The organism is Solidesulfovibrio magneticus RS-1, from assembly GCF_000010665.1.
GTDB lineage: Bacteria > Desulfobacterota > Desulfovibrionia > Desulfovibrionales > Desulfovibrionaceae > Solidesulfovibrio > Solidesulfovibrio magneticus.
This window is the reverse complement of sequence record NC_012796.1, coordinates 2,654,068-2,674,708: the sequence shown is the minus strand read 5'-3', so window position 1 is coordinate 2,674,708 and position 20,641 is coordinate 2,654,068. Positions and strand designations below refer to the sequence as shown.

At 63.7% G+C, this 20,641-nt stretch carries 20 protein-coding genes; 11 read left to right on the top strand and 9 right to left on the bottom strand.

The annotated features are described in order from the left end of the window. Positions 1-37 precede the first annotated feature (37 nt). From DMR_RS11390 to DMR_RS11370, 5 genes are all read right to left on the bottom strand, one after another. Positions 38-931, bottom strand: coding sequence for a M23 family metallopeptidase (locus tag DMR_RS11390; RefSeq protein ID WP_015861057.1), 894 nt, complete (start codon positions 929-931; stop codon positions 38-40). A gap of 8 nt (positions 932-939) precedes the next feature. Continuing rightward, the gene (locus tag DMR_RS11385) at positions 940-1,740 is read right to left on the bottom strand and encodes a tRNA lysidine(34) synthetase (protein ID WP_015861056.1); all 801 of its coding nucleotides are present in this window, start codon (positions 1,738-1,740) and stop codon (positions 940-942) included. Between the two features lie 11 nt (positions 1,741-1,751). After that, positions 1,752-2,606, bottom strand: coding sequence for an HDOD domain-containing protein (locus DMR_RS11380; protein WP_015861055.1), 855 nt, complete (start codon positions 2,604-2,606; stop codon positions 1,752-1,754). After that, positions 2,603-3,076 carry a chemotaxis protein CheD gene (locus DMR_RS11375; protein WP_015861054.1) on the bottom strand — a complete coding sequence of 158 codons (474 nt, stop codon included), beginning with the start codon at positions 3,074-3,076 and terminating at the stop codon, positions 2,603-2,605. Before DMR_RS11375 ends, DMR_RS11380 begins: the two co-directional genes overlap by 4 nt. Positions 3,077-3,178: 102 nt before the next feature. Next, the gene (locus DMR_RS11370) at positions 3,179-4,312 is read right to left on the bottom strand and encodes a two-component system sensor histidine kinase NtrB (RefSeq protein ID WP_015861053.1); all 1,134 of its coding nucleotides are present in this window, start codon (positions 4,310-4,312) and stop codon (positions 3,179-3,181) included. A 192-nt stretch (positions 4,313-4,504) separates the two neighbouring features. Between DMR_RS11370 and DMR_RS11365 the strand changes: the two genes are divergently transcribed. The 10 genes from DMR_RS11365 to aat all read left to right on the top strand — a co-directional run bounded on the left by DMR_RS11365 (position 4,505) and on the right by aat (position 16,436). Further along, positions 4,505-5,095: a DedA family protein gene (locus tag DMR_RS11365; protein WP_015861052.1), complete on the top strand. Its 591-nt coding sequence runs from the start codon at positions 4,505-4,507 to the stop codon at positions 5,093-5,095. Positions 5,096-5,239: 144 nt separating this feature from the next. Then, positions 5,240-7,051: a chemotaxis protein gene (locus DMR_RS11360; RefSeq protein ID WP_015861051.1), complete on the top strand. Its 1,812-nt coding sequence runs from the start codon at positions 5,240-5,242 to the stop codon at positions 7,049-7,051. Positions 7,052-7,153: 102 nt separating this feature from the next. Beyond that, positions 7,154-9,256, top strand: coding sequence for a chemotaxis protein CheA (locus DMR_RS11355; RefSeq protein WP_015861050.1), 2,103 nt, complete (start codon positions 7,154-7,156; stop codon positions 9,254-9,256). Between the two features lie 136 nt (positions 9,257-9,392). Then, positions 9,393-9,905, top strand: a complete 513-nt coding sequence (locus DMR_RS11350) for a chemotaxis protein CheW (RefSeq protein WP_015861049.1) — start codon at positions 9,393-9,395, stop codon at positions 9,903-9,905. A 5-nt stretch (positions 9,906-9,910) separates the two neighbouring features. After that, on the top strand, positions 9,911-10,771 hold the full coding sequence (locus DMR_RS11345; RefSeq protein WP_015861048.1) for a CheR family methyltransferase: 861 nt from the start codon (positions 9,911-9,913) through the stop codon (positions 10,769-10,771). Between the two features lie 28 nt (positions 10,772-10,799). Further along, positions 10,800-11,873, top strand: a complete 1,074-nt coding sequence (locus tag DMR_RS11340; protein ID WP_015861047.1) for a protein-glutamate methylesterase/protein-glutamine glutaminase — start codon at positions 10,800-10,802, stop codon at positions 11,871-11,873. 115 nt (positions 11,874-11,988) lie between these two features. Beyond that, positions 11,989-12,591, top strand: coding sequence for a class IV adenylate cyclase (locus DMR_RS11335; protein ID WP_043600555.1), 603 nt, complete (start codon positions 11,989-11,991; stop codon positions 12,589-12,591). Positions 12,592-12,807: 216 nt separating this feature from the next. Next, a complete protein-coding gene (gene clpS / locus DMR_RS11330) occupies positions 12,808-13,110 on the top strand; it encodes an ATP-dependent Clp protease adapter ClpS (protein WP_043600552.1) in 303 nt (100 codons plus the stop codon). Next, a complete protein-coding gene (gene clpA / locus DMR_RS11325; protein WP_015861044.1) occupies positions 13,111-15,399 on the top strand; it encodes an ATP-dependent Clp protease ATP-binding subunit ClpA in 2,289 nt (762 codons plus the stop codon). Positions 15,400-15,692: 293 nt separating this feature from the next. Beyond that, entirely contained in the window at positions 15,693-16,436 is a 744-nt protein-coding gene (aat, locus tag DMR_RS11320; RefSeq protein ID WP_015861043.1) for a leucyl/phenylalanyl-tRNA--protein transferase, read from the top strand. Positions 16,437-16,666: 230 nt separating this feature from the next. On the opposite strand, the gene DMR_RS11315 is transcribed toward aat, so the two are convergent. The 4 genes from DMR_RS11315 to DMR_RS11305 form a co-directional block, all read right to left on the bottom strand. Next, positions 16,667-17,002: a type II toxin-antitoxin system HicB family antitoxin gene (locus DMR_RS11315; protein WP_015861042.1), complete on the bottom strand. Its 336-nt coding sequence runs from the start codon at positions 17,000-17,002 to the stop codon at positions 16,667-16,669. Next, positions 16,962-17,270, bottom strand: a complete 309-nt coding sequence (locus DMR_RS23350) for a type II toxin-antitoxin system HicA family toxin (protein ID WP_015861041.1) — start codon at positions 17,268-17,270, stop codon at positions 16,962-16,964. Before DMR_RS23350 ends, DMR_RS11315 begins: the two co-directional genes overlap by 41 nt. Positions 17,271-17,315: 45 nt before the next feature. Beyond that, positions 17,316-17,900, bottom strand: a complete 585-nt coding sequence (locus tag DMR_RS11310; RefSeq protein ID WP_015861040.1) for a TIGR00730 family Rossman fold protein — start codon at positions 17,898-17,900, stop codon at positions 17,316-17,318. 75 nt (positions 17,901-17,975) lie between these two features. Beyond that, positions 17,976-18,461, bottom strand: coding sequence for a hypothetical protein (locus DMR_RS11305; RefSeq protein WP_043600548.1), 486 nt, complete (start codon positions 18,459-18,461; stop codon positions 17,976-17,978). A gap of 114 nt (positions 18,462-18,575) precedes the next feature. Here DMR_RS11305 and uvrB point away from each other — a divergent pair, with 114 nt between their 5' ends. Beyond that, positions 18,576-20,633 carry an excinuclease ABC subunit UvrB gene (uvrB, locus tag DMR_RS11300; protein ID WP_015861038.1) on the top strand — a complete coding sequence of 686 codons (2,058 nt, stop codon included), beginning with the start codon at positions 18,576-18,578 and terminating at the stop codon, positions 20,631-20,633. Positions 20,634-20,641: the final 8 nt, after the last annotated feature.

The window sequence follows — 20,641 nt, the reverse complement described above, 5'->3', positions numbered from 1 at the left end:
GCGGGAGGTTAGCAAAAGCTGGACCAAGTTCCGGCCGCTACTCCAGGATGTAGCGCATGGGGTTGACGGGCACGCCGTAGAGACGGGTTTCGTAGTGCAGATGCGGCCCGCTGGCCTGTCCGGAGTCGCCCACATGGCCGATGATTTGTCCCTTGGCCACGGTCTGGCCCTTGGTCACGAGCACATCGCGCATGTGGCCGAAAGAGGCGGACAGGCCGCCTTGATGGTCGATGACCACGGTAAAGCCGCCGTCGTCGGTCTCGCCGGCGAAGGCGACCGTGCCCTCGCCCGGGGCCTTCACTTCCGTGCCCACGGGGGCGGCGATGTCCATGCCTTTGTGGAATTCCTTCTTGCCGGTAAAGGGCGACACCCGTTCGCCAAAAGGGGCGGCGATCCAGCCGGCCACGGGCCAACTGGTCGGCAGGGCGGTCAGACGCACGTCGGCGGTTTCGACCAGGGTCGCCAGCTCCTGCTGCCGGGCCAGTTCCAGGGCGGTCTGATCGCGCAGCTCACCCAGGAACTGGTGGAGCTTTCGGCCAAGCATCTCCTGGCGGTAAAGCGGCAGGTACTTCTTGTCGAAGTCTTTTTCCTCGCCCCCCGGCGACACGTCCCGGGGCTCCTGATCGAGATTGACCATGCGCCGCAGCTTGGCGTCGAACCCGCGGATGCGGGCCAGGTCGGTCTCCAGGGCCTTGACCTTGTCGGACAGGCTGACGAGCTGGGCGTTCTGGTCCTGACCCCGGGCCTCCCATTCGGCCAGCTCGCGCTCCATCCGTTTATAATTATAATAATATTTCACAAGATAAACGTCGCCGGCCACCACCGCCGCCAGGGCCAGGAGCATCAGCGCGAAAAGCCAGCCCCGAAAGCGCAGCTTGCGATATGCGCCGTGGTGGTCGCGGAAGATAACGAGCTGGTAATGGCGAAACATGCTGCCTGCTACGCCTCGCCGGCCGCGTCCGGGGCCGTTTCAGGGCCGGCCAGGGCGTCCTTGCCGAGTTGCCAGCGGCCTAGGGCGTGGTGGAGGTTGACCCCGCGCTTCTTGCCGCCGGCGCAGATGGTGCGGACCCAGGTCTCGGCCTCATGGCGCATGGATTTGCCGGCCATGGGGCAGGGGTTGGAAAAAACCGGCAGTTCCCAGGCCTTGGCCGCCCGTATGATGGTGGGCTTGTCCACCAGCAACAGCGGCCGGATGACCGTCAGACGGCCGCTGAAAAACGATTCCCGGCCAGACAGGCCATCGACCCGGCCGTTCTGGAAGAGATTCAGGAAAAACGTTGCGGCCAGATCGTCGGCGTTGTGGCCGAAAGCTAGGTGGCTCAGGTTATAGCGGGCGCACAGGTCGAACAGCCGTTTGCGGCGCAGCCAGGCGCAGTAGAAACACGGGGAATTCTTCTTGTTTTCCTCGGAAAAGGCGCGCGGACCATAGTCCGTGACCTCGATGTGGGCGGGAACGCCCAGGTCGGCGCACAATTCGGCAAGGGGGCTGTGGTTTTCCGGATCGAAGCCGGGATTCAAGTGCAGCAGGATCAATTCCACGGGAAAGGGCACGATGCGCCGACGGATGGCCATGACGGCCAGCATGACCAGGCTATCGACACCGCCGGACACGGCCAGCCCCACCCGGGCCCGGGGAGCAAGCTGGCCGGTCTGCATCATGAGTTTGCCGGCTTTGGCCACGCAGACGCGCTGGGCGTAGCCCAGATCGCGGGTGCGCAGGGAATGGGCGGATCGAGTCATGCAACTCCTGCTTACAACGTGTTTTCCATGAGGATGTCGCGTACCTCGGCGATCTGCTCAAGGATGGCGACCATGACGTTTTCCATCTGTTGCGGCGAGACGTCCAGGCGGGCGAAGGCGGCTTCGGACGGCGCGTATTGCAGGCCGTCGATGCCCATGCCGATGCCGGTCATCTTGGCGATGACGTCGCCAACATGGACGAGGTCCAGGGCAAGATCGGGTTCGGGACTCTCGTCAGGGCGCAGGCGGTAGCGCACCACGTTGACGATGGGCGTGGGAATGCCCCACTTTTCGAGCAACAGCGCGCCGAGTTCGGCATGGTTGATGCCAAGGATGAGTTCCTCGGCCTGCTCGAAGGAAATTTGCCGTTCGTGGGCCAGGGTCAGGATGGGCGCGGCATCGACTTCCAGAAACGAGCCCATGACGGTCTTGCCGATGTTGACGAGCAGACCGGCCGTAAAGGTATAGGGCGGGGCAACGACACCCAGTTCGCGGGCCAAAGTCTCGGAGGCCACGGCCACGGCCACGGAATGTTCGAGGAGTTCCCCGGGACGCAGGCCGTAGCCCTTGATGGCGAACCGGGCCAGGGGGGCTACGCCCGAGGCTATGACGAGCTGGTAGAGACGCCCAAGGCCCAGGCGCATGAGCGCTTCCTTGACCGTGGACACCTTGGTTCCGCCGCCGAAAAACGCGGAATTGGCCATGCGCAGGACATTGACCGTCAGCCCCGGGTCGAATTCGATGATCTTGGCCAGCTGGCGCAGGTCGGCGTCGGCATTGCCAATGTAGGCCAGCACCTTTTGCACCGGCATGGGCATGTTGGGGATGGCCATGGCCTTTTGAAGAATTTCCTCGCGTCGGCTCATAATTCCCAGGACCTCCCGCACGATGAGATCAGGATCCGGCCCGTGTCCGCGAAAAGGCGCATGGTTCGCGGAATGGTGCCGCCCACATCCTCGGCCGAAAGGCGCATTTCGTTGACCTGCAACAGCTTTTTGAGCGCCGCGATATTGCTGGCCCCGGTGTCGAACTGGTTGGAGATATGCATCATTCGGCCGCAGCCGGCGGCCTTGAGCACCAGGTGCTCCCGGGTCGCGCCGCGCCCGTACATGGTTCGGATCATCTGAGGGATGCCGGTGTTGACGTACATGAAGGGATTTTTGGCCGGGACTTTGCCGTCCCGGGACAGGGGCAGCAGGCAATGGATGAGTCCGGCCACGCCGGCCACCGGATCATAGGCGGCCAGGCCCAAGCACGAACCCAGGGCATGGGTGACGAGAACGTCCCTGGCGCGGTTGGTGACCTTCATGTCGGAGATGTTGACCACAATCTCCATAAGCGGTGTTCGAAGATGGTTCCTGAGGGAAGTTTGGGTGTTCGAGGCAGGACGCTGTTGACCACTAGCCGGAATCATCGCCAAGGACAAGGCCGGGAGACGTCAGACGCCCAAGGCATGGCCCGGCTCGTCCAGGCGGGACATGAGGTGGCTTGGAAAACGCGGAATGGTCAGAACAAACTTGGCGCCGCCGGCATATCCGGCGTCCAGCGTCAGGCTGCCGTTGTGTTCGAGCACGATTTCCTGGGCCAGGGTCAGGCCCATGCCGGCCTTATCGGGCCGACCGGAAAAGAAGGGATCGAAGATGTGGGGCGCGTCAGCCGGACTGATGCCGGGGCCGTCGTCGGTCACGGCCAGTTCCAGGCGTTCGCCCGTGGCGGCGGCGGCTAGGCCGATGGTCACGGGACGGGGGGCGGCGCATTCCAGGCTGTTGCGAAAGAGTTCGGCCAGGGCGCTTGCGATCTGGTCCCGGTCGACCACGAGTTGAACCTCCGGCAACTCGAAGCGCCAGACGGCATCGGCCGCCGGGCCGGGAACCAGGGTCTGGGCCAGCTTCATGGCCTGATCCGCCACCTCGGCCAGCCGGACCGGTTGGGGCCGGGCCGGACCCAGGGCGGCAAACCGGCCCACGGTGCGCACCAGGGTTTCCAGGCGTTTGGCCTCGTCAAGAATGATGCCCGGGTAGGAGGAGTCTATGCCCAGGCTTGCGAGTTGGCGGGCCAGGCGCGAGGCGAAGCCGCCGATGGCAAAGGCCGGATTGCGGATTTGGTGAGCCACCGAGGCGGCCAGTTTGTTGAGTCCGCGGATTTTTTCCTGCTGGATCCGGTTGACCTCCTTGAGCATGTCGGTCTCGCGGCGCTGCATTCGGGAGAGTTCTGTGATGTCATGCAAAATGACCACCACGCCGGCGGTGTTGCTGTCCGCGGAAAGATAGGAACTGGTGATGGAGAGTTCGAGCAGTCTGCCGTCCGGGGCGGCGTACGGCACGACCCGGCACAGGCCCACCAACTCGTTTTGAATGACGTCCATGACGATCTGATTGAACCGGGCGTTGGCCTCGTTTTCAAAAAACAAATCGCCCCAGCCGCGTCCGAGCAACTGTTGCCTGGAGTAACCCAAAATGGTTGCCGCAGCCGGATTGACCGTGGTGAAGGCCCCGGCATGGTCCACGATGAGCAGGCCCACCGGCAGGCTTTCGACAACGTTTTGGGCAATGATGTCGCTAAAGTGCGTCATAATCTTTGGTAACGGTTGATCGTGGCCCATGATGGCAGAGGATGCTGCCCATTTCAAGTGATTCCACGGATGTTGCGCAACGTCATGATTTCCCCGGGGCAACCGGTGGACACAGACGCAGGAAGCGCATACTTCTCGCAAGTCAAAACCACGCTCCCGCCAAGTGGGGAGCCATGACGGGGGCGCTGTTTCATGTCCATCGAATTCATGAAGGAATTAATTGCCCAGTACGGGTATTTGGCGCTTTTCATAGGCACCTTTTTGGAGGGCGAAACCATCCTCCTCCTGGCCGGGTTCGCTGCCCAATCCCCGGAATTCAATCTTGATTTGCGCTTGGTGATCCTGTGCGCCTTTTGCGGCAGCTTGGCCGGCGATCAGACCGCCTTTTTCATCGGCCGTCACTACGGAAGAAAACTTGTCGCTCGCAGTGAGAAATGGCGCGCCAGGGCCGACCGGGTCCACGCCATGCTCAAAAAATACCACGAAGTGCTCATCCTGACCTTCCGCTTCTTTTACGGCCTGCGTAACCTCACGCCTTTCGTCCTCGGCACGGCCGAGATATCCGTGCTCAAGTTCTTCTTGCTCAACACCATTGGCGCGGGCATTTGGGCCGTCGCCTTCGCGCTCATCGGCTACGGCTTCGGCAGCCTGCTGGAAAATGTTCTGACCCGGATGCTTGACAATGTGCATCACGCCCAACTGGCCATACTGGGCGTTGTCGCATTGATTGCCTGCGGCGTGTGGCTGGGCAAGGCCTTGCGTCGTCGTCGCGGCGGCGTGTGACAAGAACGCTTTGCTCTTTCTCGAAAAACGTGGCAGTTTTCTCTTAGATGAGAACTCCCAGCACGGGAGAGGCTGCCGGTCCGGCGGTGCCGCACGGGCGCTGCCCGGTCCTGGCGTCGTTAAAACCGGGACAAGGGTAGGGACATGGCCGATACGATCCAGCTCGCCGACGCCAAAGGCATGTTGCGGCAGTGCCGTGTCAGCTTGGACAGGGCCGGTCATGGCCTAAGCGGCGCCGTCAAGGCCCGGGAACAGGATTTTCTGGATCTTGGCGAGGCCTTGTATGGTCTGCAGGGCAGTTGCGAGAACATCGCCCAAAACGCCCAGGAACTGGTGGCGTGCACCTCGGCCCAGGACATGCACGACCGGCTGCGTGCCCTGTCCGCCGAACTTGAGAGCCTGACCAACGAGGCCGCCCGGGCCGCCGGCCGCCAGAGCCTCGACGAGATCGATGCTGTGGTGGTCATCGTTGATGAACTCTCCGCTATTTTGTCGGAATTCTCCAAAATCGTTAAGCACTTGAGTATGCTCGGCATTGCCACGCGCATTGAGAGCGCCCGGCTTGGAGCCGATGGCCGGGGGTTCACCACCCTGGCCGACGACGTAGAAAAGCTTGCCAACCAGATCGTCAGCCACTGCGCTGGTATCGCCGGGCGCATCGAAACCCTGCGCGGCCATGTCGGCTCGGCCCGGCAGCGCAACATGGCCATCCTTGGCACCCAGGAACAGTGCCACGAGGTCATCGTGCGGGAGCTTGGGGCCAACATCAAGGCTCTGGCCGAGATGGCCTCCTGTTCCATCGACATTTCCCAGGATCTCTCGCGCAGCGCCGCCGACATTGCCGCCGACATCGGTCAGGCCGTGCGTTCCATGCAATTTCACGACATCGTGCGCCAGCAGGTCGAGCATGCCGAGCAGGCCATCGGGGAAACCGCGGCCATGCTCGCCGCCGAGGTCGATACGACGGCCGACTCCCCGGCTCTGGAGGAACTGGCCGCCTTTACCGCCGATGTCCTGACCTTGCAGTCCTCCCAGATCCAAAGCGCCGACAATCATTTCATCCGGGCCGCCGACACCCTGCGCGGTTCATTGGAATCCATCGCCGGACGCATCCGGGCCATGGGCGATTCCATCGCCGGCTTGGCCGGCGGCGAGGGCGACGACACGCCGCTTTCCCGTCTTGAGGCCGGCGTGGCCACGGTCAAGGCCGAACTGGGCGATTTCGCCGCCGAAGGCGAGGCCCTGGGTCACAACATGGACGCCGTGGCCGAGACTGTCTCTGGCATGAGCGGGGCCATCGAGGCCATCGAAGAAGTGGGCGCGGAGATCGAACTTATCGCCATAAACGCCAGCATCAAGGCCGCCCATACCGGCACGGCCGGCGCGGCCCTGGGCGTGTTGGCCCTGGCTATCCAACGCCTGTCCGCCGACGCTCGCCGACAAACTGACGCCGTGGCCCGTATTCTGGGAAATATTGCCAGTGCTTCGAAGGGCTTGCAGGAAAACGCCAGCCGGTATAACGATCAATCCGAAGCGTGGCGGGTCGTGGGGGAACTGGACGCCGTGCTGACCGAAACCACGAGGTCCGCCGCGCGTTGCCAGGAGCTTTTTACGTTGCTGCGAAATTCCAGCCGGGATTGGGGCGGCCGGGCCGACGAACTCTCTCGGTGCATCGTCTTCGACCGGGAGATCGGCCGTTCCTTGTCCGAGGTCCGGCGCGCTCTGGATGGCCAGATTGCCGTCGCAAGAAAGATTGCCCCGGGCGGCGGCAAGGGGCGCAGCGCCCGGCTACGCCAGCTCTATGACCGCTATACCATGGAGGCCGAACGCGACGTGCATGAGGCCGCCTTCGGCGCATCGCCAAAAGCCAAGGCATTGCCAGGCCGGGCAGCCGTTGCTGCCGCGCCGGCGCACGGGGCTGCCTCGGATTTCGGCGATAACGTGGAGTTGTTTTAAGGGGCCGGCTGGAGCAAGGGTCAGGAGCCGCCAGGCCGAGGGCCTGCCGCGCGCGGCGAGGCATGCCCCGGCCTGTCGGGGAACAGGAGAGTCGAGTACGCCATGATGTCCCAGGACGACGTCCACCGGCTGGCCTATCTTGAAGAGGCCAAGGAACTCCTGGCCGACCTGGAGGCGTCGCTTTTGGAGTTGGAGCGCACGCCCGGCGACGCCGACCTGCTCCACAAAATTTTCCGGGCCATGCACACCATCAAGGGTTCCGGCGCGATGTTCGGTTTCGATGACATCGCCGCCTTCACCCATGATGTGGAAACCATTTTCGATAAGGTGCGAAATGGCCTGCTCGGCGTCAGCCGGGAGCTGCTTGACCTGTCCTTTCACGCTTGCGATCATATTCGGTCTCTGCTTGAACCCGACAATGCCGGCGATGCCGGGCTGACCGCCGCCGGCCGCATGTTGCTGGAAGGCTTTCGCCGCTACGCTGGCGAGGATGCCGCCCCGGCCGACGCCGCTTTGCCCGCGCCCCAGGAAGAGTCGCCGGGGGTCGCCCGTATCTACCGTCTGCGCATCCGCCCCCAGGGCGACATCCTGGTGACGGGCAACAATCCCTTGCACCTTTTGGAAGACGTCTGTTCCCTGGGCGAATGCCGGATGTTTGTCCATGTCGAGGCCGTGGGTCCCCTGGACGACCTCGATCCGGAAGCCTGTCTGATCTGGTGGGACTGTGTGCTGCGTTCGCCGGCCTCTCGCCAGGACCTAGTCGACGTCTTTCTTTTCGTCGAAGATGAATGCGACCTGACCATTGATCTCTTGGACGACGGCTGCGCCCTGGACGGGGAGGGCGTCCACAAGCTGTTGGGCCAGATTCTGGTCGAACGCGGCGACATCACTCCGGCTGACCTGGAAAATGCCTTGTCCGCCCAGAAGCGCCTGGGCGACATCCTGGCCGATCAGGGTTTGGTGCAGCCAAGTCAGGTGGCCTCGGCCCTGGCCGAACAGTCCGCCGTGCGCGACCTGGGCCAGAAACAGGCCGACCGCCAGGAAAAGGCCTCCAGCATCCGGGTGGCCGCCGACAAGCTCGATTTCCTGGTCGATCTGGTGGGCGAGCTGGTCATTGTCCAGGCCCAGATCCGCCAGGCCGTGGACGAGCGCGGCGACCCGTATCTTCGGGGGCTGGCCGAACATCTGGAGCGCTTAAGCGAAAGCCTGCGCGATTCCACCCTGTCCATCCGCATGTTGCCCATCGGGGCTACTTTCGCCAAGTTCCGCCGGCTGGTGCGCGATTTGTCGACCGAACTCGGCAAGGACATCGAGCTTGTGACCAGCGGCGAAGAGACCGAACTCGACAAGACCGTCATCGAACGCTTGAGCGACCCCCTGGTGCATTTGCTGCGTAACAGCATCGACCACGGCGTCGAATCCCCGGCCGAGCGCCAGGCCGTGGGCAAGCCGGCCGTCGGACGCATCAGCCTGGCCGCTGCCCACGTCGGCGGCGAGGTCTGCATCACCGTCGCCGACGACGGCGGCGGCCTTGATCCGGCCGCCATCCGGGCCAAGGCCGAGCAGCGGGGGATCATTGCCCCGGGCGCGGATCTGACGCTCAAGGAACTCTACCACCTCATTTTCCAGCCCGGTTTTTCCACGGCCAAGGCCGTCACCAGCGTCTCCGGCCGGGGGGTGGGCATGGACGTGGTCAAACGGGCCATCGACGCCCTGCGCGGCAGCGTGGAGATCGACTCCGAGCGGGGCAAGGGCACGGCCATCGCCGTGCGGCTGCCCCTGACCCTGGCCATCATCGACGGGTTGCAGGTGCAGGCCGGCGGCGAATACTTTGTCGTGCCCCTGGCGCTTGTGGAAGAGTGCGTGGAATTGGCCCGGGACGCGGACGGACAGCGTCGGCGCATCGTCAATCTGCGCGGCGAGGTCGCCCCGGTCCTGAGCCTTCGTGAGGCCTTCGGCCTGGCCGGCGAGCCGCCGTCCATCGAACCCATCGTGGTGGCCCGGGTGGACGGCGAGCGCATCGGCATCGCCGTGGACCGGGTCGTGGGCGAACATCAAACCGTCATCAAAACCCTGGGCCGACTCTACCGCGACGTGGACGCTTTTTCCGGAGCCACCATCCGAGGAGACGGTTCCATGGCCCTTATTATCGACGTGGCCGCCCTGGTGCGCCGGGAGGCCCAGTTCGAGGCCGGGCGCTCCTGACCCCTGGAATTGCTCCCAAGCAGGCGCCCCGCCATGTCCCGGCCGGCCCGGGACGATCTCTTTCACCAACGCCGCAAGCGGGCCTGCCCCGTGCGTCGGCGGACAGGCAACAACGCCGCGAGAGCGGGAGGACGACATGGCCGAGGCCGTCAGCAGCAACGACAACCAGTATCTCACCTTCACCCTGGAACGGGAACTGTTCGCCCTGGACATCGCCTCGGTGCGCGAAGTGCTCGAACTGGTCAACATCACCCGGGTGCCTCGCACCCCGGAAGCCATACGCGGCGTCATCAACCTGCGCGGACGAGCCGTGCCGGTGGTGGACCTCAAACAGAAGTTCGGCATGGGCAGCACGGCACGCACGGTCAACACCTGCATCATCATCGTCGAGGTGGATATCGAAGGCGAGCCCACGGTGCTTGGAGCCTTGGCTGATTCCGTCCAGGAGGTCTACGAGATGGAGTCCTCCCAGATCGAGCCGCCGCCCCGCATGGGCACGCCCATCCGGGCCGACTACATCCGGGGCATGGGCAAGTCCGGCGAACAGTTCATCATCATCCTCGACATCAACAAGGTCTTCAGCTCCATGGAGCTGGCCGGACTGGCCCAGGCCCTGGGCGAGGCCGGAGCCGAGGCCAGGGAGGCCTGATTTCCATGGTTTCGGATGTCGCACCCGGACGCGCCTCCGGCCTGGTTGCCATGACCGACAAGGAGTTCAAGCGCTTAAGCGACTTCATCCACACCGAAGTCGGCATCAAGCTGCCCTTGTCCAAGAAAGTGATGGTGGAGGCCCGGCTGCAAAAACGGTTGCGTATGCTCGGCAAGACCGGCTACCGCGACTACTTCGAATTTCTCTTCAGCGCAGAAGGCCTCGACGAGGAACTTGTCCACCTCATCGACGTCATCACCACCAACACCACGGAATTTTTCCGCGAACCCCGCCATTTCGAGATCATGACCGAGCAGACCCTGCCCCTGTGGCGCAGCCAGCACGGCACTGGGCGGCCGTTTCGACTGTGGAGCGCCGGCTGCTCCACCGGCGAGGAACCCTATACCCTGTGCATTGTGCTGTCGGAATTCGCCAGCCGCTTTGCCGGCTTCCGCTTCAACGTCATGGCCACGGACATTTCCACCCGGGTGCTGGCAATGGCCCAAAGCGGCATCTACCCCGAGGAGCGCCTGGCCAAGATGTCCATGGATCTCAAACGCCGGTATTTCCTGCGCAGCAAGGACAAAGCGAAGCGGTTGGTGCGGATCGCCCCGGAAGTGCGGCGCATCGTGGATTACCGACGGCTCAATTTCATGGACGCCTTTGCCTTCCCCGAACCCCTCGACACGATCTTTTGCCGCAACGTCATGATCTATTTCGACCGGGCCACCCAGGAGCGCCTACTCCAGAAGTTCTGCACCCAATTGCTGCCCGGCGGCTTTTTGTTCATTGGCCATTCCGAGAGCCTCACTGGCATGGACTTGCCCTTGCGCCAGCACGCTCCTACGGTATACAGGAAGATATAAGGTTACCCGATAGGAATACGAGGTTTTTGTGAGCAAGACCATCAAGGTCCTGGTGGTGGACGATTCCGCCCTGGTGCGCCAGACCCTGACCGATATCCTGGCTTCGGACCCCGACATCGAGGTCATCGGCTCGGCCAGCGATCCCTATGCCGCGGTCAAACGCATGGAGACGCAAGCCCCGGACGTCATCACGTTGGACATCGAAATGCCGCGCATGGATGGGCTGACCTTCCTGCGAAAAATCATGACCCAGCACCCGATTCCGGTGGTCATCTGTTCCACGCTCACCGAATCCGGCTCGGAAACCACGCTTCGGGCCATGGAATACGGGGCTGTTGACATCATCCTCAAGCCCAAGCTCGGCACCCGGCAGTTTCTGGAGGAGTCGCGCATCCGGGTCATCGACGCGGTCAAGGCCGCTGCCCGGGCCAAGATCAAGAAGATGGCCCCGGCCGGCCCCATGAAGGTCACGCCCAAGCTGTCCGCCGACGCCGTGCTGCCCGGACCCACCGGCAAGGCCATGTTCCAGACCACCGAACGGGTGGTGGCCGTGGGCGCGTCCACCGGCGGCACCGAGGCCCTGCGCGAATTTCTCGAAGCCATGCCCCAGGACTGCCCGGGCATCGTCATCGTCCAGCACATGCCCGAACAGTTCACCGCCGCCTTTGCCAAGCGCCTGGATGGCATCTGCCGTATCACCGTCAAGGAAGCTGCCGATGGCGACACCATCCTGCGCGGCCAGGCGCTTATCGCCCCGGGCAATCGCCATATGCTGCTTAAGCGCAGCGGCGCGCGCTACTATGTCGAGGTCAAGGACGGCCCGCTGGTGCGCCGCCACCGGCCCAGCGTGGACGTGCTGTTCCGCTCCGCCGCCCGCTACGCCGGAAAAAACGCCGTGGGCGTCATCATGACCGGCATGGGCGACGACGGCGCGGCCGGCATGCTCGAGATGCACGAAACCGGGGCCTACACCATCGCCCAGGACGAAGCCACCTGCGTGGTCTTCGGCATGCCCCAGGAAGCCATCAAGCTCGGCGGCGCGGACAAGATCATGCCCCTTGGCGCGATAGCCTTCGAAGTAGTGCGCTACTGCTCCCATTAGGAGCCGGTCCGCAAGCCGTTTGCCGACGCCCGGCCCAGCCCCGAACTTGTCGTTCGGGCTGTGCCGCGCGTCCGAGAAGAGCCGCTCTGTAGAGCGCCGTAAGGAAGGTCGCTGTATGTCCATGGGCGACGAGATCGAAACCAAGTTCGCCGTCAAATCCTTTGAACCCGTGCGTGCGGCCCTGGCCGCCGCCGGTGGCCTGCTGCTTTCGCGCCGCTTTGAGGAGAACGTGGTCCTGGACGACGCGGCCGGCTCCCTGCGCGCCCGCGACGTGCTGCTGCGCCTTCGCCGCGACGCCGCCTGCAAGGTCACCGTCAAGACGCCCGTCGAGGCTCCGGGCCGGCCCGGACTCAAGGTGCGCCGGGAGATCGAGACCGAGGTGGCCGATCCGGCCGCCCTGGAAGCCGCTTTCGGCGTCCTGGGCTACCTGCCGTTTCTGCGCTACGAAAAGGTCCGCGAAACCTGGCAGGCCGGGGCCTGCCTCGTGTGCCTCGACGAGCTGCCCTTTGGCCTTTACCTGGAGATCGAAGGCCCGGCCGAGGCCATCGGCCCCCTGGCCGGACGGCTGGGGCTGTCCATGGAGCAGGCGCTCACCGAAACCTATCACGAACTCCACCAGCAATACCGTCGCCGCCGCAATCTGCCGCCGGAAACGAGTTTTGTCTTCGCCCCCGACGCCCGCCGCCGCCTGCTGGCCGAACTCGCTGCCGCTCCCTAAAAGCCCCAACGATTTCAGTTTGATGTCAACGCGGTTGTCAGTGGCCGCGTTTTCCCCTAGATTCTATCATGGACAAAGGGCCGGCAATCGCCCGGTTCCGTGCCCCTCGACAGCCGCCGTTGGCGACTTATCTATCGCCGAGGTGGGAAATTCGGGGAAGTGTTCCCGACGGTCCAACCACTTGGAAGAGGTATCGGCAAGCTCATGAGCCATCCCATGGAAGACGAACAGTCCGGCGTTGGCCTCAGCGTCGAGGACGAGGTCCGCGAACCCAGACAGTTTAAAGTCATGCTGCACAACGACGATTACACCACCATGGAATTCGTGGTGCTGGTGCTCGTCAGCGTGTTTCGCAAGAACGAAAACGAAGCCACGCAGATCATGCTCAATGTCCACAACACAGGCGTAGGGGTGTGCGGCATCTATACGGCCGAGGTGGCCGAACTCAAGGTCTCCCTGGTCCACCGGCTGGCCAAGGAGAACGGCTACCCCCTGCGTTGCAGCATGGAAGAGGTCTGAATGCTCAGCAAAAAGCTCGAACAGGTGTTGACCAGCGCTGTCAAAGAGGTCAAGCGTCGCCACCATGAATACCTCACCCTGGAGCATCTGCTCTATGCCATGCTCCTGGAAGAGACCGGCCGGGATATCCTGGTCCATTGCGGCGCCAACGTCGTCCGTCTCAAGCATCAGCTTGAACGCTTTTTCACCGATCACATGGAAACCCTGCCCCAGGAGACCAACGCCGAAGTGGTGCAGACCCTTGGCGTCCAGCGTGTCCTGCAGCGGGCCATCATGCAGATGCAGTCCTCGGGCAAGACCCAAGTCGAAGTCGGCGACGTCCTGGCCGCCACCTTTGACGAGGAAGATTCCTATGCCGTGTACTACCTGAAGTCCCACGGCATCTCGCGGCTTGACGTGCTGGAGTACATCTCCCACGGCGGCGGCAAGGAGGCGGCTCCCGAAGGTGCCGGCTCGGGCGAGGAGCGCGACGGCAAGGCCGGCGGCTCGGCCCTGGAGCAGTACACCGTGGACCTCGTGGCCAAGGCCCGCAAGGGCGAGATTGATCCGCTCATCGGCCGCGACAACGAGCTGACCCGCACCATCCACGTGCTGCTGCGCCGGCGCAAGAACAACCCCATCTTCGTGGGCGACCCGGGCGTGGGCAAGACCGCCCTGGCCGAGGGTCTGGCCCTGCGTATCGTTGGGGGCGACGTGCCCGAAGGCTTCCAGGACACGCTCATCTACGCCCTGGACATGGGCGCGCTCCTGGCCGGCACCAAGTACCGGGGCGATTTCGAACAGCGCCTCAAGAGCGTCCTGGCCGAACTGGAGCAAAAGCCCGGGGCCATCCTGTTCGTGGACGAAATCCACACCATCGTCGGGGCCGGAGCCACCAGCGGCGGCACCCTGGACGCCTCCAACATCTTAAAACCCGTCCTCGGGTCCGGTAAGCTGCGCTGCATCGGCTCCACCACCTACGAGGAATACAAGAACCATTTTGAAAAGGACCGGGCGCTTTCCCGCCGGTTCCAGAAGATCGACGTGGGCGAACCCACCGTGGAAGAAGCCGTCGAAATCCTGAAGGGCCTTCGCAGCTACTACGAAGCCCATCACGGTGTGCGCTACACTCCGGCGGCCATCCGCTCGGCCGTGGAGCTGTCCTCGCGCCACATCAACGACCGCTTCCTGCCGGACAAGGCCATTGACGTCATCGACGAAGCCGGAGCCGTGCGCAAGCTGGCCGGTACCACCGCCAAGGGAGCCATCGGCGTGGCCGAGGTGGAGCGCGTCGTGGCCGCCATGGCCAAGATTCCGGCCGCCCGGGTCACCTCCTCGGACAAGGTGCGCCTGGAAAACCTCGAAGGCGAACTCAAAAATCTCGTCTTCGGTCAAAACGACGCCGTGGACGCCATCGCCAAGGCCATCCTGCGCTCACGCGCCGGCCTGGCCAACGCCGGCAAGCCCACCGGCTCGTTCTTGCTGGCCGGCCCCACCGGCGTCGGCAAGACCGAGCTGGCCAAGCAGCTGGCCGCCGTGCTCGGCGTCCATTTCCTGCGCTTCGACATGAGCGAATACATGGAAAAGCACGCCGTGGCCCGGCTCATCGGCGCGCCTCCGGGCTACGTCGGCTTCGATCAGGGGGGGATGCTCACCGACGCCATCCGCAAGCACCCCTATGCCGTGCTGCTCCTCGACGAAATCGAGAAAGCGCACCCCGACATGTTCAACATCCTGCTCCAGGTCATGGACTACGCCACGCTCACCGACAACAACGGCCGCAAGGCGGACTTCGGCCACGTGATTCTGCTGATGACCACCAACGCCGGAGCGCGCGAGATGTCCACCAAGAACATCGGCTTCGGCGGTTCCAAGGCCAGTGACGCGGCGGACAAGGGCATAAAGGCCATTGAGCGGCTGTTCAGCCCGGAATTCCGCAACCGCCTCGACGGCATCATCGGCTTCAAGTCCCTGACCCCCGAGGTCATGGACCGCATCGTGAGCAAGTACATCCGCGAACTGAACACGCAAATGGCCGAAAAGCGCGTGTTCGTGCGCCTCACGCCGCTGGCCGTGGCCAGGCTGGCCGAAAAGGGCTTCGACGCCGACTACGGCGCGCGGCCCCTGGCCCGGGTCATCCAGGTCGAGATCAAGGATACCCTGGCCCAGGAAATGCTCTTCGGCAAACTGCAAAAGGGCGGCGAGGCCACCATCGACGCTGCCCCCGAAGGCGCACCGGAACTGTTCAGCTTCACCTTCACCAGCCGCGCCCCGAAAAAGCCCATCGCCGAAGCGGCGGATGCGGAATAGGGGAGAGAGTTGGGAAGAGAAGTGAAGAGGTGAAGAGTTGAAGAGGGAAGAGAGAAGAGTAGGATGCCTCCGGCGGCCGGGGGCCTGAGGCCCCCGGACCCCCCGAAAGGTTAGAGGGGAGGGGGCGAGAAGTGATGCGGCTTCGTTGGAAAGACGAAGCTTGATGGAAGAAAGCTGATGCCGGGACCGTCCATGGGCGGTCCCGGTTTTTTATGGCGGAAAGGGGAGTGTTCGGTGTGACGCGGGAAGCCGCCCGGTCTTGCCCCGGTCCGGGTTGCGGCATATGGAAACCCATGCCTGTTTTTGCCCTCATCGACGAACCGGTGTTCCCCAGCCCCCACTTGGCCGAACCGGGCGGGCTTTTGGCCGTCGGCGGCGACCTGAGCGTGGCGCGGCTGCTGGCCGCCTACCGGCGCGGCATCTTCCCGTGGTACGACGACGAAAGCCCCATCCTGTGGTGGTCGCCGGACCCGCGCCCCATCCTCGTGCCCGGCCATGTGCGGGTGTCCAAGCGCCTGGAACGCACCATCCGCTCGGGCAAGTTCACCGTCACCCTGGACACGGATTTCGCCGGCGTCATTCGCGGCTGCGCCGCCGTCCCCCGCGACGCCGACAACGGCACCTGGATCGTGCCGGACATGATCGAAGGCTACGAACGCCTCCACGCCGCCGGCCACGCCCACAGCGTGGAAGCCTGGCAAAACGGCGAACTCGTGGGCGGGGCTTACGGCGTGGCCATCGGCAAGGCCTTTTTCGGCGAATCCATGTTCCACCGCGCAACCGACGCCTCGAAAGTGGCCTTCGTGACGCTCTGCCGTTTCCTGGACCGCCACGAATTCCGCTTCATCGACTGCCAGCAGGCGACAGGGCACTTGCTGCGCTTCGGCGCGGTGCAAGTGCGGAGAAATGAGTTCTTGCGGCGGCTGGAAGCCGCGCGGGAAGAGGAGGGGATGGTGGGGAAGTGGGTGTTGCCTAGGACGACTAGGTGTGCGTCTCCCCAACCAACTTCCGAATCTTCCCCTTCTGCAAAGCAATAATCGCCTTTAACCGCGCATATTCGGCCTTGTAGTAGGCCAAGGCCTCTTCGGTGCTGGCGAAATCGCCCGGACCGTCGAAGTCCTGGCGTGTGGAGCGGACTGGCTTGACCGGCTGCGGTCTTGATGCGTCTGCCATGATTATTCCCATCCTGTGCGCGTTGCGGCCATTGATGGCGCGCCCGCACGGATGACAATATCCGCTTCCCGCAGCATAAGGCAACGTTGTGTTATTATAAACCAGAGGCAATCTGCTCAAGAGCCTCGCTGGCCAGGGCGTTGAGGCTTTTGCCTTGGGCGGCGGCGATCATGGCCGCTTTGGCGTGCAACTCCGGCGAGACTCGCAGCATGATCTTGCCGGAGTAGGGCTTTTTCGGCTCAAGTCCGGCCTTGGCGCAGGTCACAAGATAGTCGTCCACGGCTTCGCGGAAGGCGTCGCGCATCTGCTGCACGGTTTCGCCGTGAAAGCCGACGATGTCGCTGATGCCGGCGATGTGCCCGACAAAGCAGTCGTCCTCGTCGCTGTATTCAATGCGAGCGGCGTAGCCCTTGTAGGTCATGGGGTTCATATTTTGGCTCCTTGTCTGGGCTGATGCCCAGAGCCACGAGGAAATTGCGGGCGTCCTTGACCTGATACGGCTTGGCTTCCTTGGCAGGATGCGGACGATGAAACAGAAGTACGGCGTTGCCTTTGACAAAACGCACCCGGGAACCGGCCCCTTCGATCATGTCACAACCCAGCGCCAGCAGCAGAGAGACTATCGATGCAAAAGGAATGTTCTTCGCCGTCGGCTTGGCGAAGATGGCTCGAAGGATTTCCGTCTGCGCGCTGTTCACGATTCTATGATAGCATTTTTTGCTGTCAAGGCAAGGGGTGAATCCCTACGCCCGCTCCTTCCGATCCACCCACTTGGGCACGATCACCGGCTCGAACCCCCGCATGGCGGCTAGCGCTTCTTCGGGCGTGGGGGCTGAGAGCACCAGCCCTTTTTGCTGCTCCTTGAGGAATCCTTCGCCGGCCATGCGGTCGACGAAGCGCAGCAGCGGCTCGTAGTATTCCTGGACGTTGAGCAGACAGCACGGCTTTTGGTGCAGCCCGAGCTGGGCCCAGGTGATGATTTCGCAGAACTCTTCCAGGGTGCCCATGCCGCCGGGCAGGGCGATGAAGCCGTCGGCCAGCTCGGCCATGCGCGCCTTGCGCTCGTGCATGGACGACACCACGAACAGTTCGGTCAGGCGCGGATGGGCCAGCTCCTTGCGACGCAGGAAATCCGGCAGCACGCCGATGGCCTTGCCGCCGGCGGCCAGGGTCGCGTCGGCCACCGCGCCCATAAGCCCCACGCAGGCTCCGCCGTAGACCAGGGTGATGCCCTCGGCCGCCAGCAGCTTGCCCAGACGGTCGGCGACATCGACATAGATGGGGTCGGCCCCGGACGACGAACCGCAAAAAACACACACGCTTTGCATCGAACAACTCCAGGAAAAGGGGCCGCCCGGGCGGCCCCTTGAAACGACTTCAGGAAGTCGAAACCGTTGAAAGAACTAGTCCAAGCCTTCGATGATGGGCTTGTGCTGGCTCAGGTCGTAGAAGCCGCGCACGGGGAAGGGCAGCGAATAATTGGGGATTTTGTCGAAGTGGATGAATCCGATATCCTTGCCTTCGGCCAGCTCGGACAGGGCGACCAGGCCCAGGGGGATGGGGATGTTCAGCGCGCAGCCATGCACCTCCGACACCTTGTCCTGGTAGCGGGTCTTGATATACTCGATGAGCGCGTCGCGCTCTTCCTCGGTGAAGGCTTCGAGGAGCACCCGGCGGCTGCTCTCGAAGCTGACGGGCAGGTCGGGATCGACCGGATCGCCGAGCAGCACGTCCCAGTCGTAAATTTCGACCTCTTCCGCGTCCCACTCCGGGCGGAACAGATGGACGGTGACGTCCTTGCGGCCCTTGAAGGTTTTGATGACAATGGACACGGTCCAGGCCCGGTCCACGGGCAGATGGAAGTCCGCCGGAACGACATCGATTTCCATGAGGCGTCTCCTTGCAGGGATGGGCTGTCCCCGGACCGGCGGACGGCCGCCGACCCGGACGCCGCGAGGGTTTTCGCTTGGATTGGGTCGACAGGGGATATAAAAGAAAACGCCATGCATTTCCAGCTTGAATCCGAATACCTCCCGCGCGGCGACCAGCCGCAAGCCATCGACGAACTGGCCCGCAACCTCGACCAGGGCGTGCCGAGCCAGACGCTGCTTGGGGCCACCGGCACGGGCAAGACCTTCACCATGGCCCAGGTGGTGGCCAAGCTCAACCGCCCGGCCCTGGTCATGGCCCCCAACAAGACCCTGGCCGCCCAGCTCTACAGCGAATTCAAGGGGCTTTTTCCCCACAACGCCGTGGAATACTTCGTCAGCTACTACGACTACTACCAGCCCGAAGCCTATCTGCCGCGCACGGACACCTACATCGAGAAAGACTCGTCGATAAACGACGACATCGACAAGCTGCGCCACGCCGCCACCCATTCGCTGCTGACCCGCCGCGACGTGCTGATCGTCGCCTCCGTGTCCTGCATCTACGGCCTGGGGTCGCGCGACTACTACGAGCGCATGGTGTTGACGCTGTCCGTGGGCGAAAAGATCGGCATGGAGAAGGTGCTGGCCCGGCTGGTGGAGATCCAGTACGAGCGCAACGACTACGATTTCCACCGTGGCGTGTTCCGGGTGCGCGGCGACGTCATCGAGATCATCCCGGCCTATGCCCGGGAACGGGCGTTGCGCCTGGAATTTTTCGACGACGAGCTGGAAGCCATCCAGGAGACCGATCCCCTCACCGGCGAAGTGCTCGGAACCATGGACAAGGCCATCATCTTCCCGGCCAGCCACTACGTTTCCGACCGCGCCAACTTGAACCGCGCCGTGTCCGACATCCGCGAGGAACTGCGCCTGCGCCTGACCGAACTGCGCGGGCGAAACGATCTGCTCGCCGCCCAGCGTCTGGAAATGCGCACCATGCAGGACCTCGAAATGATCGAGGAGCTGGGCTACTGCAACGGCATCGAAAACTATTCGCGCCACCTCGACGGCCGGCAGGCCGGCGATCCGCCCTATACGCTTCTCGACTACTTCCCCAAGGATTTCATCCTGTTCGTGGACGAATCCCACATCACCGTGCCGCAAATCGGCGGCATGTATGCCGGCGACCGTTCGCGCAAGCAGACGCTCGTTGACTACGGTTTCCGCCTGCCCTCGGCCCTGGACAACCGGCCGCTTAATTTCGAGGAATTCCTGGGCCGCATAGGCCAGGCCGTCTATGTCTCGGCCACGCCCGGCGACTGGGAGCTGACCCGCTCCGAGGGCGTTGTGGTGGAGCAGATCATCCGCCCCACGGGCTTGCTCGACCCGGAAGTGGAGGTGCGGCCCACCAAGGGCCAGATGGACGACCTCATGGCCGAATGCCGGAAGCGCATGGCGGCCGGCGAGCGGGTGCTGGTCACCACCCTGACCAAGCGCATGGCCGAAGAGCTCAACGAATACTTTAACTCCATGGGCGTCACCTCGCGTTATCTCCACTCCGACATCGACACCCTGGAGCGGGTGGCCATCATCAAGGCCCTGCGCCAGGGCGAATTTGCCGTGCTGGTCGGCATCAACCTGTTGCGCGAGGGGCTGGACATACCGGAAGTGTCGTTGGTGGCCATCCTCGACGCCGACAAGGAAGGCTTCCTGCGTTCCACCCGTTCGCTCATCCAGACCTTTGGCCGGGCCGCCCGCAATGTCGGCGGCCGGGTCATCCTCTATGCCGACAACATGACCCGCTCCATGAGCGCGGCCATGGACGAGACCGCCCGCCGCCGCGAGAAGCAGGAGGCCTCCAACCGCGAGACAGGATTGACGCCCCGCAGCGTGGTCAAGGCCATGGACAGCGTGCTGGACTCCCTGTACGCCAAGGGCGACGCAAAAACCGGGTCCTGGAGTGCTTCCGGCGGCGGCTACGCCACGGCCGGCGGGGGGCTTGGGGCCGGTGCGGCCGTACATGAGGAAGCCGAGGCCTACGGCGGCATGTCGAAAAAAGCCATGGAACGAAAACTCAAGCAGGTGGAGCGCGAGATGCGCGAGGCGGCCAAGGCCCTGGAATTCGAAAAAGCGGCCCAATTCCGCGACCAGGCCGCGACCCTGCGTCAGCGGCTGCTGGAAATGGGCTAGCTTGTGAC

Coding starts and splice junctions, on each gene's coding strand:
- DMR_RS11310 (WP_015861040.1), bottom strand. CDS start 17,900: ATGCAAAGCGTGTGTGTTTTTTGCGGTTCGTCGTCCGGGGCCGACCCC.
- DMR_RS11335 (WP_043600555.1), top strand. CDS start 11,989: ATGTCCATGGGCGACGAGATCGAAACCAAGTTCGCCGTCAAATCCTTT.
- DMR_RS11365 (WP_015861052.1), top strand. CDS start 4,505: ATGTCCATCGAATTCATGAAGGAATTAATTGCCCAGTACGGGTATTTG.
- DMR_RS11375 (WP_015861054.1), bottom strand. CDS start 3,076: ATGGAGATTGTGGTCAACATCTCCGACATGAAGGTCACCAACCGCGCC.
- clpA (WP_015861044.1), top strand. CDS start 13,111: ATGCTCAGCAAAAAGCTCGAACAGGTGTTGACCAGCGCTGTCAAAGAG.
- DMR_RS11390 (WP_015861057.1), bottom strand. CDS start 931: ATGTTTCGCCATTACCAGCTCGTTATCTTCCGCGACCACCACGGCGCA.
- DMR_RS11355 (WP_015861050.1), top strand. CDS start 7,154: ATGATGTCCCAGGACGACGTCCACCGGCTGGCCTATCTTGAAGAGGCC.
- DMR_RS11370 (WP_015861053.1), bottom strand. CDS start 4,312: ATGACGCACTTTAGCGACATCATTGCCCAAAACGTTGTCGAAAGCCTG.
- DMR_RS11345 (WP_015861048.1), top strand. CDS start 9,911: ATGGTTTCGGATGTCGCACCCGGACGCGCCTCCGGCCTGGTTGCCATG.
- aat (WP_015861043.1), top strand. CDS start 15,693: ATGCCTGTTTTTGCCCTCATCGACGAACCGGTGTTCCCCAGCCCCCAC.
- DMR_RS11305 (WP_043600548.1), bottom strand. CDS start 18,461: ATGGAAATCGATGTCGTTCCGGCGGACTTCCATCTGCCCGTGGACCGG.
- uvrB (WP_015861038.1), top strand. CDS start 18,576: ATGCATTTCCAGCTTGAATCCGAATACCTCCCGCGCGGCGACCAGCCG.
- DMR_RS11360 (WP_015861051.1), top strand. CDS start 5,240: ATGGCCGATACGATCCAGCTCGCCGACGCCAAAGGCATGTTGCGGCAG.
- DMR_RS11315 (WP_015861042.1), bottom strand. CDS start 17,002: ATGAACCCCATGACCTACAAGGGCTACGCCGCTCGCATTGAATACAGC.
- DMR_RS11350 (WP_015861049.1), top strand. CDS start 9,393: ATGGCCGAGGCCGTCAGCAGCAACGACAACCAGTATCTCACCTTCACC.
- clpS (WP_043600552.1), top strand. CDS start 12,808: ATGGAAGACGAACAGTCCGGCGTTGGCCTCAGCGTCGAGGACGAGGTC.
- DMR_RS11380 (WP_015861055.1), bottom strand. CDS start 2,606: ATGAGCCGACGCGAGGAAATTCTTCAAAAGGCCATGGCCATCCCCAAC.
- DMR_RS11385 (WP_015861056.1), bottom strand. CDS start 1,740: ATGACTCGATCCGCCCATTCCCTGCGCACCCGCGATCTGGGCTACGCC.